Below are 14,053 nucleotides of genomic sequence, written 5' to 3' on the forward strand. Positions count from 1 at the left end.
TTTATATCAATGTAAATTAAGTTATATTTAAACTAAGGAGGTTTTTATGAAAAAAACAACAGTAGGAATAGTTTCAGGAATGATAGTATTTGTTATAATTTGTTTTGTGGGATATTACTTTTTTCTAGGTAGCGGTAGCAGTAAAAATGTAAAAGCTGAACATCAAAAATATATTGATGCTATTAATATTACACACGATTTTGATACCGGTGTGGCGGGATTAGAGAGTTTGCAAGACAAATCATCACTTTCTAATATAAAAACAGAAATAAAAATAGCGAAAGAATTAAAAAATACTCATAATAGTTTGGATAACAAGGATATTGAGGGAGCTAAAAAATCACTGGAAAAAGTAGAAACATTAAAAATGGATGATACTTTTTCACAGGTAGAAGAGTGGTTAAAATCGGATATTACAAATTACGATAAGGCATTAAAAGAAATTGAAGCACTAGATAATAAAGATAGCAGCAGTATTAATGATATTTTAGATAAATATAAATTTAATCACAGTGCTTTAAAAGCTAAATTGAGTGATGAAGCAAATAAAAATGAGAATAAAGAAAATACCGAAAAGGTAACATCAGTTAAAAATCAAAATACGACTTCAGAAAATAAACCTGTAAAAATGGAAAGAAAAAACTCAATGGGTATGACTATTCCTGATAATGTAACAAGTCTTCAACAAGAATGGATAAAAAGAGGTGGGGATTCAGAAATGTTATCAACGGTTAAAAGTTCGTATAAAAATGCAAAAAGAATTACTACAAATTACAATTCTCTTCATCAAGTGAATCCAGATGACCCTATTACTATTTACATAGAAATGAAAAATGGAGAAACTAAAACTGCAGAATTCAATTATCAATGGATAAGTGGAGCATTTGGAGGATATGTCATACATGTGTACGATGATAATCTCTTTATAAGTGTAAATTAATATTATAGAATACGAAATATAAAGGAAATAATGTATTATGAAATTTTGTGATAATTGTGGGAAAGAAAATAGTGCTACTTCTAATTTCTGTCAGCCATACGGAAAAAAGATGAACTCAAATAATACTACATATGAACAAAATATACATAAAAAGAGAAGATAAAAAAACATTCTACTCTGTTTTTGCTTCTCTCATATTTATTTTAGTAGGAGTTGGATATGTCTTTAAAGATAATCTTTTTATTCTAAAGACTTATTCATGAAAGAATACCAACCTATGAATATAACTATTTTACGTACTACTACATCTATTGGTGTTCATCTTGCATGGACAGCTATAGCGGGTGGTGCATTAATAATAGCTAAAAGAGATAAAAATTTAGAGTTATCTCATTTTATGAAATCTCAATTTATTTTCTTCTTTTCATCTATTATACTGATGCATGCATTGTGGGATATGGATTTACTAATTAACAATTTACTACAAATGGTTATTTTAATAATATTGGCATGGATAGAGTTATTTGTTATTATTAATGCGGTCTTAAAGAAATAACGCGGTATAAATATGATGTACAGCCTTAATCAATTAATTATCAAGATTAATCAGTTTTTTGACCCTAGATTAAATACAAAACATGAGAAAATAGGTATTATAAACTAACCATAAGTTTATCACTTAAGAAATTAATAGCCCTCAAAAACACAGTTGTTTCAAGTGTTTTGAGGGCTATTTTCTAAGGGGATTTATTTTAAAACTATTAATAAAATTTGATTGGTTTTATAAAACCTAATTCCTCTTATACCTCCACAATTTCTATATCAGCATGAGTTTTGTAGATAACATCTTTTCTTTCTATCAGAATAGTAGCTTTTTTTGACAGTTCTTTGTTGTCTTTAATTTTACTGAGAAGTTCACGGCTCGGGTTCATAGCTACAGGATTACCTACTCGTCTTAGCATATTATAATCGCCGTTTGTATCGCCATAAGCAAAGGATTTTTCTAAATCAATATTGTATTCTTTTACCAATTTATCTATCATTGCATTTTTACTGTCGGCGTCCCACATAGGGATAACCTCACCGGTAAATTTATTATCTTTTATTATGTATTTACTACCTACTGCAAAAAACGCATGATGTTTTTTGCCCATAGCTTCTACCAGATAATCAGGGCTACCTGAAATAAAGATAATAAGGTGTTCATCTTTTTTGTGTTGTTCAATAATATTTCTCGTGAATTTATATACTCGATCGGCTTTTAATTTCATAACCTGCTCGGTAGCAAAGTCAATGTATTTTTTATGAAGTCCCGTTATTGCTTGAACATAGGCTTCTGAAACCTCGAATAAATAGTTGTCATAGTCTTCAAAGCGTTTATCCCAATTTATATAGGTATCTTTTACTCCGTTTATCCAATAACGTTCATCGACAACTTCGTACTTTATTAGTTTTTTAAAGTGTTCTGTCATTAACGAATCTCTATAAAGAGTTCCGTCAATATCAAAGAACGCTGCAATCTTCTTTTTTTTGTTCATAAGATTACCTCCATTATAAGAGTAGGGAGCGACTTAAAAAATCATGATTTTGTTATAAATCGATTTTGTTAAGACGCCCCGTACAGTTCATTGATGTAGGGTAAAAGTTTTTTAAAGTAACTTTTTAAATCAATGAACCGCTGTGGCTGACTACCAATAAGTAAAATTTGTTAGAATTTTTAGTTTTGGGATCAGCCCTATTTTTATTAAAATTGTTCTGCATTAACAGAATCAATATATTTTTTTATCTCAGGTACAATGTGAGAAATAGTTCCATCTTGGAATGGATTTTCTAAATTTGCTTCCTTAACTAATGCTAAGAAAGGAAGTGTTCCACCTAAACGACATAGGTGAAGATATTCTTCCCACGCTTTTTCTCTATTGTCACGTGCTTTTTTCCAAAATTGGAATGCACAAACTTGTGCTAGTGTGTAATCTATATAATAGAATGGCATTTGGAATAGATGAAGTTGACGATAGAAGAACATACCGTTGTTTAGTTCAGGTATATCGGTGTAGTCACGTGATGGCAAATATTTTTTTTCAATTTCTATCCATTTTGCACGACGTTCTTTTGGTGACATTTCCGGATTTTCATATACAGCATGTTGAAATTCATCTACTGTTACGCCGTATGGTAAAAATTTTAAAGAGCCTGTCAGGTGATAGTATTTGAATTTTTCAGTTTCTTCTTTAAAGAATAGTTCCATCCACGGCCAAGTCAGAAATTCCATACTCATTGAGTGAATTTCGCATGCTTCAAAAGTAGGCCAGACATATTCAGGTAAATGATTTTTACTTTGATATACTTGGAAAGCATGACCTGCTTCGTGTGTTAGGACTTCGGCATCATGAGGTGTCCCATTAAAGTTTGCGAAGATAAATGGAGCTTTATAATCGGGTAAAAATGTACAATAACCGCCACCTGTTTTGCCCGGTTTTGTATCAAGATCAAGTAAATTGTTATTTACCATAAAGCTAAAGAATTCATCTGTTTCAGGTGATAATTCTTTATACATAGTTTTTGCACTTTCTACCAGATAGGCTCTGTCACCTTTTGGAGTGGGGTTGCCGGATTTAAAGTTTACGGCTTCATCTTGGAAACGAAGTGCTTCTAAACCAAGGCGTTTTGCTTGAGCTTTCTTTAATTCCTCGACTAAAGGAACAACTTCTTCAAGAATTTGTTTTCTGTAATTAGCAACATCTTTAGCATTATAATCCGTTCTGTTTAAGCGAAGGTATGCAACTTCAACAAAGTTTTCAAAACCAAGTTTTTTAGCAATTCGAGTACGAACTTTAACCATGCGATCGTAAATGCTGTCATATTGTTCAAGATTATCGGTGAAAAATTTAGCAACGGCTCTTCCCGCTTCCAATCTTACATTTCTATCTTCATGTTGAGTGTACTTAGCCATACCGCTAAGGTTTCTTTCTTTGCCGTCAAAAGGAATTTTTGCACTTGAAGTTAATTTAGTGTATTCAGAAGCAAGTTTATTTTCTTCTTTAAGGTCTTCAATTATATCGTCGTTGAAAACTTTTAAATTAGTTTCAATTAGATTGAAATAGTGTTCTCCGATTTCTTTTTTTAACTCGGTTTTAAAAGGTGAATTGAAAATTGCAGTGTCAACCTTTGTTTTTAATGCAGTTAATTCAGGAGAAAATTCATCCCAAAATTCTCGTTCACTTTCATAAAATTTTTCTGTTGTATCAATAGTATGTCTGATTTCAACTAGAACGGACATTGTTTCAAGAGAATTTCTCAGAGTGTTATATTTAGTAAATACTTCCAATACTTCATTAGCGGTTTTAGCATTTTTTATTTCTTGTTCAATTTTTAAAATATTAGATTTTGTTTCTTCAATATTAGGTCTTGTGTATTGATATTGTTCAAAAGTCATATTATCCTCCTATTAATCGTATAAATAAATATTACAACTATCATACCATGAATAAAGAAAAAATACAAAATAAACTTTCAGAAAATTCACTGTTGAAAATAGAAAAATTAATTATAATATATAGTGGTGAAAAGAATTAATAATACGATAGAGAAAATTTGTTATTTTATTGCCCATGTGAATTATAAACTAAAATAATTTATTCAAAACTCATAATATTATACTATATAATCCCGGTAATTTTATTATAATAGGGTATGTTTATCAATGTGAAAAAAGTATTAAAATTTTATTCACTATCTATTTCAATGTGAAATATTAATATAAAAGTATTTACTGTTATGAACTCTTGTATATTGGAGATAATTCTTGTATAATAAAAAAGGAAAAAGAGGTGACAATTTTGGAACTTGTTGAATTAAAAAGAGAGCTGGAAGAAATCGAAAAGAAAATTACAGAATTTAAAAATTCTCTAAATATAGAAGATAAAAAAGAACGTGTTGCTGAAATAGAAAATATGATGTTGGAAGCTGACTTTTGGAATGAGGCGGAAAAAGCCGGTGAAATGGTTACGGAATCTAAGAACATAAAAAAAGAATTAGATGAATTTAATGAAATGATTGATTATGCAGAACACTCAAGTGAAATGATAGAGTATTTAAAAGAAGATGAAGATGAAGAAATTTATACGGAATTGATTGATACTGTAAAAAATTTAAAAAAGAAAGTAGATGATTTCAGCTTCAGGTTATTATTTTCAGAGGAATATGATAACAATGCGGCAATATTGGAAATTCATGCAGGAGCCGGCGGGACAGACGCTACAGATTGGGCGGAGCTTATGCTTAGGATGTACGAGAGGTTTTTTGTTAAGCAGGGTTTAAATTATAGTTATTTGAATTATCAAACCGGTGACATTACAGGAGTTAAATCAGCTACTATAAAAGTAGAGGGTGATTTTGCATATGGTTTATTAAAAGGGGAAAAAGGTGTTCATCGTGTAATTCGTATTTCTCCTTTTGATCCGTCAGGTAAACGTCATACGTCGTTTTGTTCAATAGATGTTATACCGGAATTTTCTGATGATGAGATAGATATAGAAATAAATTCGGAAGATTTAAAAATAGATACTTATAGAGCACAAGGTGCGGGCGGGCAGCATATTAATACTACCGATTCGGCAGTAAGAATAACACATATACCTACAGGAATAGTTGTTCAATCTCAAGCAGAACGCAGTCAAATAAAAAACAGAGAATATGCGATGAAAAATTTAAAATCGAAGCTATATAAATTAGAATTGGAAGAAAAAGAAAAAGAGTTGGCAAGTATTCGTGGCGAACAAAAAGATATTAGTTGGGGCTCACAAATTCGATCTTATGTTTTTACACCATATACCATGGTAAAAGATCATAGAACAAATTATGAAGTATCAACCGTAGATAAAGTAATGGATGGTGAGATTATTGATTTTATCGATGCGTATCTTCATTATTATATGCAAGGAAAGTAGTTGCCAATTTAAAAAGATGATATCAGATTTTCATTAAATCCGGTATCATCTTATTTTGTTATCTTATTTTTTTTCTTTGAAACCTTGTGAACTTAGTGCTTCTTCAGATTTTTTCAAACTGACAGAGTCACCGTCTTTTGCATCAAGTTCTATGCCGGGGATTCCTTTAAGTTCACTGATTTTTGCTTTGGTGTAATCAATAGTTAGTTTTTCTACAGCTTTATCATCTTGAAAATCAACACTTTCTTCCAACCCTTCAACCCCTTGATATTTTTTCATTATAGGTTCTAATGTTGCTTTCAGTGCTTCTTTAGTAACACCTAATTTAGAATATTCCATCGTATTATTGGCAGTTTGTTTAGTAACTTTATCGCCTTTATAATAATATGTCAATTCCATTGTAACACCATTTTCAGACTTTGTAAAAGTCTTGCTTTGCTCTTTTCCCGAACATCCCGCAAGGAATATAAGTAAAACAGCTGATAATATAGTTAGTAATTTTTTCATAACGGTAAATCCTCCTGATATTTATCTATACTTTAAATATACCACATTTTTAAAAAATAAGCAACAATATTATGGATTTGTAATATTGTTGCTTATTAAATAATTAATATAATTTAGAATTTATTTCTCTTTTAATAAAAAATATATTATAGATAATAAATCTAAGTATTTATATTGGTTATTTTATTAATATTTACAGTTATTTTAAGATAAACATTATAGTTTCTCATAATCTTCAGGAACAGAAAATGGATTTTCCTTATTAATATGATCGTAGAACATAATACCGTTGAGATGATCAATTTCATGTTGGAAACAAACAGCAGGTAAACCCGTCAGATTTAGTGTAATTTTTTCGTTATTTTCATTATAACCGACGACTTTAATTTTTGAATATCGTGGTACGTATCCTTGAATTTGTTCCTCAACGGATAAACATCCCTCACCACCTGCCAGATAGCATTTCGTAACCGAGTTGGAAATTATTTTAGGGTTGTAAAGTGCGTATGAAACTGTATCTTCCGGATTTTCATAGTTGGGAATGTGAACAGCAATCATTCGTTTGCTTACATTAATTTGTGGAGCTGCCAGACCGATTCCCGGTTTTAATCCATATTTTTCTGCTAATTCGTCATCTTGAGATGCAATAACGTAATCTAATAAATTTCGTAAGATTTCTTTGTCCTCATCTGAAATAGGATTGGATACTTCTTTAGCACGAGCTCTTAGAGTATCATGAGGATCAATAATTATATTTTTAGTTGTAATCAAATTAAAATTCTCCTTAAATATTGTATTGTTTAATAATATAAATTTCTATACTATTATTTCATAAATAGAAAAGAAAGTCAAAAAGATAAGTTAGCCAAGGTGAAAATAATAAATCTTTAGTATATTTGGGTTTTATGGCAGAGTATTATAAAGGAATTGGCTTAAAAGCTGAAAATTCTGATAGAATTTATTAGCAGTTAGACGTGATGATTTATTGATTTAAAAATATGCTTTAAAGAGTTTTTTCGAATTAATAAACTATATGGGGCGACCCTATAAAATTGATTTTTAACGAAATCATAATTTTGAGTCCCCCCTTTTTAGACTTATGGTTATAATTATTTTTTCTCTTTTCCGTTATTATCTATTATACGTTTTTCAACATTTGATAATTTACGTTCTTCATCAAGCGATGTGTTATTAAATCTAAGTTTGGTTTTAGCTTTATCATAATCAATTTTAGTATAGTCCAATACTGATTTCATTATCAGTTTGTCATCTTTTTCTTCAAACTCGTAAGTTAGACCTTCGACATCGCCATAATGTTCTTTTATTGATTCTTTTATGGATTTTATGGCTTTATCCTTATCCGTTCCAAGTTCATTGATTGTTGAAACGTTAACTATTCTATTAACTACATCTCCTTTATAATAGATGGTTATTTCATTATTTTGTTGATCGTGAGTTTGAGTGAATACTTTAGTTTTTTCTTTCGAACAGGCTGTCAAAATCAACGAAACTGTAAGTAAAACGGTCAATAGTTTAAATATTTTTTTCATGGAAATTTTTTCTCCTTTTTTGTGATGTTTTATAGATAATTTAATTATACACGGTTATTTTTATATTTTCAATATGAAGTATAGTAAATATAGTATAACTTGTGTAGTGTTACAATAGATGTGAGACATATAATAAAAAAAAGAAGAGTAAATCCTGTATAATGAAGTTACCTACAAATCAAAAAAAGGAATTTAGTCTTATGAAAACTATTATAACAGAAAATATAGAAAAAACACAACGATATATACCTCATACTTTACAAACAAGAATAGCTGCAGTTAAAACTTATAGAAATGGTAACTCTATTCGTTTTGTTTGTAGGCGCTATAAAATATCAAAAGCCTCTCTTTTGCGTTGGAATAAAAAATATGACGGTACTAAAGAGTCTCTTATAGATAAGTCTCATAGACCTCATTCCATTCACCCTAACGCCCATACAGTTGAAGAATTGTCTTGGATTAAAAATCTTATTAAACGTAATCCTAATATTTCTATGATTGAATTATATGCTAAACTTAAATTCAACAAAGGTTATAAAAGACATCCTTGTTCTTTATTTAGAGTGCTTAGAAAATTAGGTTTTTATAAAGATACTAAGAAAAAAGTAATTCCTTATAAACCTAAACCCTATAATACACCTACTGAAATTGGTAAAAAATGGCAACTTGATGTGAAATATGTTCCTAAACGTTGTTATGTAGGAGAAATTCCTGATAAATTTTATCAATATACTATCATTGATGAAGCTACTAGGGAAAGATTTATTTTCCCTTTTAAAGAACAATCATCATACTCTACTGTTCAATTTGTTAAAATGGCTATTGATTATTTTGGGTATAAACCCAAGATAATTCAAACTGATAATGGTTTTGAATTTACACATTTTAAAGATACTAAACGAATACACCCTTTTGATGTATTGTGTAATAATCTTGGCATTAAACATCAACTTATTAGACCTAGAACTCCTAGACATAACGGTAAGGTTGAACGTAGTCATAGAAATGATAATGAACGTTTTTACAGGCATTTATCTTTCTTTTCGTATGATGATCTTGTATCTCAGATGAAAAAGTATCTATATCGCTCTAACCGTCTTCCTATGCAGACTTTAAATTGGCTTTCTCCTGTTGAAAAAAGAAAAGAGTTACGGAAAGAGTCTATAAAAATATGCCGGCTTTAATTCCTTGTTAGATAATAGATTTCACAACTTATTTGTCAAGGACAAGGGCTACGCCTTTTTCAAATCCTTGACAAATAAGTTTTAGAAATCTGAAATGTTCTCTAAGGAATTAAAGCTGGCAAATCTAATAAAATAATGTAATTTACGTCGGGGGCTTCATACGGTTTACATAGAAGCTAGCTTCTATGTAATTCTATTATATCTGGTATTTATTTTTTACTTTTTTTGTCTCACATCATTTACAAATGTACAAAGTATAGTAAATATAGTATAACTTGATTTTTTACAGAATCAAGGGTACAATATAGACATATTCGAAATTTACAAAAGAGTTCAAATAAAAATTTATTTAAGATGCCGAAAGGTTGCTCGTTGTGAGCAGTTATTTATAAAAATCTGAGATTATATGGATATTTAGACTAATAGTATGTGTGAATTTCGAGAGTACTAAATATTAATAGATGTACAGTGTCCGAATGGATAGGATATAAGATAAAGTTTGAGAAAGATGTAAATTTCGAGTATATTAGAGTTGGGATATTTTTATCCTATTTTTTTTACCCTGTACATTGTAAAAAGTTATGCAATAGCCTTTAATATATGGTACAATAGTTACTGTATATTATAATGAAACTTACGAGAGGAGTTTTGTGAAATGACTAAAAAAACATTTTACGTTACAACACCCATTTATTATCCAAGTGGTAATTTACATATAGGTCATGCTTACACAACGGTTGCATGTGATGCAATAGCTAGATATAAAAAATTAAGCGGTTTTGATACTTATTTTTTAACAGGGACTGATGAGCATGGACAAAAAATTCAACAAAAAGCACAGGAAAAAGGAATTAGTGAACAGGCTTATGTTGATGAAATGATTAGAAATATAAAAAAATTATGGAAAGCGATGGATATTGATTATAGCAAGTTTATTAGAACAACTGATGATTATCATGAAAAAGCCGTTGCAGAAATTTTTGAACGTCTTATTGAAAAAGGTGATATTTACCTTGGTGAGTATAAAGGGTGGTATTCAATAAGTGACGAAGAGTACTTTACTGAAACTCAACTAAAAGAAGTATTTCGTGATGAAAACGGAAATATGATCGGAGGTATTGCACCAAGCGGTAACGAGGTAAAACTTGTTAGTGAGGAATGTTACTTCTTTAAGATGAGTAAGTATGCAGATCGTTTGGTAAAATATTATGATGAACATCCGGAGTTTATCTTACCGGAAAGTAGAAAAAATGAAATGTTAAACAATTTTATTAAACCGGGATTGGAAGACTTGGCTGTAACCAGAACAACCTTTGACTGGGGTGTGAAAGTAAAATCAAATCCGAAACATGTTGTATATGTATGGATAGATGCTTTGGTAAATTACATTACAGCTTTGGGGTATGCTACCGGTGAGAGTGAAGAATTATTTAATAAATACTGGCCTGCTGATGTACAAGTAGTTGGGAAAGAAATTGTTCGTTTCCACGTGATTTATTGGCCGATTTTATTAATGGCATTAGATTTACCACTGCCTAAAAAAGTTTTTGCTCATGGTTGGTTTTTAATGAAAGACGGTAAAATGAGTAAATCAAAAGGTAATGTAGTAGATCCATATATGTTAATTGAACGTTATGGTTTAGATGCGGCACGTTATTACCTATTACGTGAAGTTCCGTTTGGACAGGACGGTATTTTCACACCGGAGAGTTTTATAGAAAGAATTAATTCGGATCTTTCAAATGATTTAGGAAACTTGTTGAACAGAACAATCTCGATGATTAATAAATACTGTGGTGGTATTATTCCGAAATTCGTAGCACCGACTACTGAATTTGATAAAGAATTAATCGAATTATCAAAAGAAGTTGTTGAAGATTATGAAGATTATATGGAAAATATGCAATTTTCTAAAGCGTTGGAATCTGTTTGGAAATTTATTTCAAGAACTAATAAATATATTGACCAAACAACACCGTGGATTTTGGCAAAAGACGAAAATAGTAAAGCAGAACTTGATAAGGTAATGAATTACTTGGCAGAAAGTTTGAGAATAGCAACCATTCTGATTAGTCCGGCATTAACGAATGCACCTAAAGAAATTGCAAAACAATTAGGGATTAATAAAGATTTATTAACATTTAATACGGTAAAAACATTCGGTGTTTTTAAAGGTGATGTAAAAGTAATTGAAAAACCGATGCCGATATTCCCACGTTTTGATAAAGAAGTTGAAATTGGGTACATTAAAGAGCAAATGTCACCAAAATCATTGGCAAATTTGGAAACAGAAATAAAAGAAGAAGATAATTCTTTTGTTGAATTAGCGGAAGAAATTACCATTGATAAATTTTTTGAAACATCATTAAGAGTAGCAGAAGTATTGGAATGTGAAAAAGTGAAAAAAAGTTCTAAACTATTGAAGTTCAAGCTGGATTTAGGAAATCATACACGTAGAATCGTTTCGGGTATTGCCAAGTATTATGAACCGACAGAGTTAATCGGTAAAAAAGTAGCGATTGTTGCAAATTTAAAACCAGTTAAATTGTGTGGAGAATTAAGCGAAGGAATGATTTTATCAGCAGAAAAAGATGGAATACTAAGAGTAGTGGAAATTAGTGCTGACGTTCCAAATGGTGCAGAAATAAGATAATAAAATAATTACCTCACAAATTGAACTGGCAGTTTGTGAGGTTTTTAGGTTTGAGATTATTAAATAAATTAGAAGCGGTTAAAATGTGATTTTTGAAATCATACTTAAAACCGCTCTTATTTTATAAAAAATTTGAAATTTTTGAAATAATCCTAATTTATTTATTTTTGTTACTTATGTAGCACCACTTTTAATTATCTGTTATTTTTTTTAGAACGGGTAGTGTTTTGTGTGGTACTGTTTTTTTGATTGTTAGAACTGTTATTATTATCTTTATCAATATTTTTTGATTTAGCTGATTCACGGGTAACTTCAATTAATCTCACAGGATTAACCGGAATAAATGAACCGTCTGTAATATGATATACTAATCTATTATTTTTAGAAATACCGTATCCACTGATATTAAGGACGGCGTTACTACCGAAAGTAGCTTTAACCTTACTAATTTCTTCATCGCTATACACATTTTGAGTAGCAAGGAATTTAATAGCACTTGTCTTAGAAATAAAATTAGAGGTATCATCATTTTTTTTATCAATAGTAACAAATTTTTCATTAGCCGTAATGAATTTTCCGGCGTGGTCACCGGAAGTAATTTGATACATCATATATCCGGCAGGGGAAACCAGTTTATTAACTGTAAATTTAGTCCCGGATTCAACAACTTTATCAACATCATTCCAGTTGGCAGAGTTGAATGTATGAATTTTTTTGTTTACCGTAATTTCACGGTTAACATCAAAAGAATAGCTGACAAATGTTCCACCAAGTTTTGCGGTTATTTCTTCATCTTGTGCTGCCGAATCGATTCTTGCCGCATTTGCTTTTTCTTGTGCTTCAAGTATCTTAGCTTTTTCTTCAGCTTCTTTTTGTTTTTTCATCTCTTCTGTAGAGTCTACAGCAGGGGTTTGAACATTGTCGAAATCAGCATAATGTTCCTTGGCAGAAGAAACAAATTTTAGTAGAATAAGGAAGAAGATTGATAAAACTATCGCAAGAATAAAGGAAATTGCAATTTTTATTTTAATATTTTTTGAAATTTTCCTAATTTTATCATAGTTTTCGACATTTTTTCTAAAAATATTTTTTAAAATAAATGCTTTTATAGATGCGAAAGCTACTAAGAAAATATTTTTCACCTTATTGTCATAATCTTTTATTTTAAATGCTGTTTCATTTTCGTTAACGACTTCTTTTTTTATATTGTATATTTCTTTTTTTAGCCCAACTAATTTGTGTTCAAGTTCAAGATTTTTTTTGATTTTTTCGATAGATTTGGTTATTAGAGAAATCTCTTTTTCCAATTTTTGCTTTTCAAAGGTAAAGTTGGCTAATTTTTTTTCGTGATAAGTAATTTTTTCTTTATCATCATTATTTATTTTTAAACTGTCTATAGCTCTTTTTTCTTCGGCGATTTTATCGTCTAATACTATGGCATCTGTTTTAAGCATTAATATTTGGTTTTCTGCTTCTTTTATTTTATTTTCTTTTTCCAGAAATTCTACCTGTTTTTTATCGCCTTCCAGTTTAAATGCCTGCTCTTTTTCGAAAAATTCTTGTTTTCTTTTTTCAGCTTGTTCTTTTGCGATACGCTGGCGTTCAAGTTCTTTTTCACGAGCGATACGTTCTTTTTCGATACGTTCTTTTTCACGTTTTTCAGCTTTTTCCTTTTCGATACGCTGGCGTTCAAGTTCTTTTTCACGGGCGATACGTTCTTTTTCGATACGTTCTTTTTCACGTTTTTCAGCTTTTTCCTTTTCGATACGTTCTCGTTCGAGTTCTTTTTCACGGGCGATACGCTCTTTTTCAATACGCTCTTTTTCACGTTTTTCAGCTTTTTCTTTTTCAATACGCTCTCGTTCAAGTTCTTTTTCACGAGCGATACGCTCTTTTTCAATACGTTCTTGTTCCATTCGTTCTAAATGGTGTTTTTCACGTTCTTCTTCCGCTTTTTTTTGTGCAGCTTCAAACTGTTTTCTCTCATATTCCAGTTTTTCGGCTTTAGCCCTAGCTTCTTGCTCTTTTTGTTTGATTTCTTTTTTTATTTGAAATGGTGAAAATTTTTGTTCTGGATGGTCTTCTTCAAGGTTGCTATTTTCTGTTTTGTTTTTTTTAAAATTTCCTAATTGACTTTTAAGGCGACCAAAAAAAGATATATTAGTGTTGTCGTCAGGATCAATTTTAGAAGAATTTTCTTCTTGATCGGTTAATTTATCTTTTTCATCTTGTGTCATTGTAACAATCCTTTCGTACTAATTATTATATTT

At 30.2% G+C, this 14,053-nt stretch carries 11 protein-coding genes; 5 read left to right on the forward strand and 6 right to left on the reverse strand.

What is annotated here, in order from left to right; genetic code table 11:
• The first annotated feature begins 46 nt into the window (after positions 1-46).
• Both AXE85_RS02105 and AXE85_RS02110 read left to right on the forward strand, forming a co-directional pair.
• Positions 47-940, forward strand: coding sequence for a hypothetical protein (locus AXE85_RS02105; RefSeq protein WP_062172909.1), 894 nt, complete (start codon positions 47-49; stop codon positions 938-940).
• 259 nt (positions 941-1,199) lie between these two features.
• Positions 1,200-1,496, forward strand: coding sequence for a PrsW family glutamic-type intramembrane protease (locus AXE85_RS02110; RefSeq protein WP_062172912.1), 297 nt, complete (start codon positions 1,200-1,202; stop codon positions 1,494-1,496).
• Between the two features lie 244 nt (positions 1,497-1,740).
• On the opposite strand, the gene AXE85_RS02115 is transcribed toward AXE85_RS02110, so the two are convergent.
• Positions 1,741-2,478, reverse strand: coding sequence for an HAD family hydrolase (locus AXE85_RS02115; protein WP_062172913.1), 738 nt, complete (start codon positions 2,476-2,478; stop codon positions 1,741-1,743).
• Between the two features lie 206 nt (positions 2,479-2,684).
• Positions 2,685-4,376 (reverse strand): M3 family oligoendopeptidase, encoded by a 1,692-nt coding sequence (locus tag AXE85_RS02120; RefSeq protein ID WP_062172916.1) that lies wholly within the window; start codon positions 4,374-4,376, stop codon positions 2,685-2,687.
• A 403-nt stretch (positions 4,377-4,779) separates the two neighbouring features.
• Between AXE85_RS02120 and prfB the strand changes: the two genes are divergently transcribed.
• Positions 4,780-5,889, forward strand: a complete 1,110-nt coding sequence (prfB, locus tag AXE85_RS02125) for a peptide chain release factor 2 (RefSeq protein WP_062172917.1) — start codon at positions 4,780-4,782, stop codon at positions 5,887-5,889.
• 63 nt (positions 5,890-5,952) lie between these two features.
• On the opposite strand, the gene AXE85_RS02130 is transcribed toward prfB, so the two are convergent.
• The 3 genes from AXE85_RS02130 to AXE85_RS02140 all read right to left on the reverse strand — a co-directional run bounded on the left by AXE85_RS02130 (position 5,953) and on the right by AXE85_RS02140 (position 7,946).
• The gene (locus AXE85_RS02130; protein ID WP_062172919.1) at positions 5,953-6,396 is read right to left on the reverse strand and encodes a YehR family lipoprotein; all 444 of its coding nucleotides are present in this window, start codon (positions 6,394-6,396) and stop codon (positions 5,953-5,955) included.
• A 216-nt stretch (positions 6,397-6,612) separates the two neighbouring features.
• Complete coding sequence (gene def, locus AXE85_RS02135) at positions 6,613-7,167, reverse strand: peptide deformylase (protein ID WP_062172921.1); 555 nt, start codon at positions 7,165-7,167, stop codon at positions 6,613-6,615.
• Between the two features lie 338 nt (positions 7,168-7,505).
• Complete coding sequence (locus tag AXE85_RS02140; RefSeq protein WP_062172923.1) at positions 7,506-7,946, reverse strand: DUF1307 domain-containing protein; 441 nt, start codon at positions 7,944-7,946, stop codon at positions 7,506-7,508.
• A gap of 200 nt (positions 7,947-8,146) precedes the next feature.
• Between AXE85_RS02140 and AXE85_RS02145 the strand changes: the two genes are divergently transcribed.
• Positions 8,147-9,130, forward strand: a complete 984-nt coding sequence (locus AXE85_RS02145) for a DDE-type integrase/transposase/recombinase (protein ID WP_062174673.1) — start codon at positions 8,147-8,149, stop codon at positions 9,128-9,130.
• A gap of 655 nt (positions 9,131-9,785) precedes the next feature.
• On the forward strand, positions 9,786-11,783 hold the full coding sequence (gene metG, locus AXE85_RS02150) for a methionine--tRNA ligase (protein WP_062172925.1): 1,998 nt from the start codon (positions 9,786-9,788) through the stop codon (positions 11,781-11,783).
• A 194-nt stretch (positions 11,784-11,977) separates the two neighbouring features.
• On the opposite strand, the gene AXE85_RS02155 is transcribed toward metG, so the two are convergent.
• Complete coding sequence (locus tag AXE85_RS02155) at positions 11,978-14,020, reverse strand: DUF5776 domain-containing protein (RefSeq protein ID WP_062172927.1); 2,043 nt, start codon at positions 14,018-14,020, stop codon at positions 11,978-11,980.
• Positions 14,021-14,053: the final 33 nt, after the last annotated feature.

The sequence above is a fragment of the Gemella sp. oral taxon 928 genome (genome assembly GCF_001553915.1).
GTDB classification, from domain to species: Bacteria; Bacillota; Bacilli; order Staphylococcales; family Gemellaceae; genus Gemella; species Gemella massiliensis.